Genomic DNA, 571 nt, shown 5'->3' on the forward strand with positions numbered 1-571 from the left:
GCCTTACAAAAGAATACGCGATTAAAACTATATGTTGTGGGGCACCTGCGAGAAAAACAGTCACTTGAGGCATTGCAGCAACGGTCGCTGTCGCGTGCGCAATCGGTGGTTGATGTGTTAGTGCAACGAGGTATAAATAGTGAGCGATTAAGTGCTCAGGGTATCGGGCCGTTGGCGCCAACAAAAACATCGGGCAGTATCAATCGAATTACGTTGCTGGTGCAGTAATGACTAGCTAAGAGCAATGTGTAAAGAGATGCTTTTTTGAAGCAAAAAAAACGCCCTTGGGTTATCCCATAGGGCGTTTTTTTATGAGTGCGGCTTACTAATCTTTGATCAGCGATAGGAATTCGCTGCGAGTAGCATGGCTGTCACGGAAGAGACCTAGCATGGATGACGTCTTCATCGATGAATTCTGTTTTTCAACACCGCGCATCATCATGCACATGTGTTTGGCTTCGATGATCACACCAACACCGCGGGCATCGGTCACATCCATAATGGATTGTGCGATTTCCTGAGTCAGTTTTTCCTGAATTTGCAGGCGACGGGCAAACATATCAACAACACG

At 46.6% G+C, this 571-nt stretch carries 2 protein-coding genes; one reads left to right on the forward strand and one right to left on the reverse strand.

Annotated features, from left to right (window positions below; genetic code table 11):
* On the forward strand, nucleotides 1-228 hold a 228-nt coding region (locus V7783_RS21120), incomplete at its 5' end, for an OmpA family protein (protein WP_335680399.1).
* Nucleotides 229-325: 97 nt separating this feature from the next.
* On the opposite strand, the gene V7783_RS21125 is transcribed toward V7783_RS21120, so the two are convergent.
* Nucleotides 326-571, reverse strand: a 246-nt coding sequence (locus tag V7783_RS21125) for a GTP cyclohydrolase I (protein WP_335680400.1), incomplete at its 5' end; no start/stop codon positions are given.

The sequence above is a fragment of the Pseudoalteromonas sp. genome, from assembly GCF_036960685.1.
Lineage (GTDB): Bacteria > Pseudomonadota > Gammaproteobacteria > Enterobacterales > Alteromonadaceae > Pseudoalteromonas.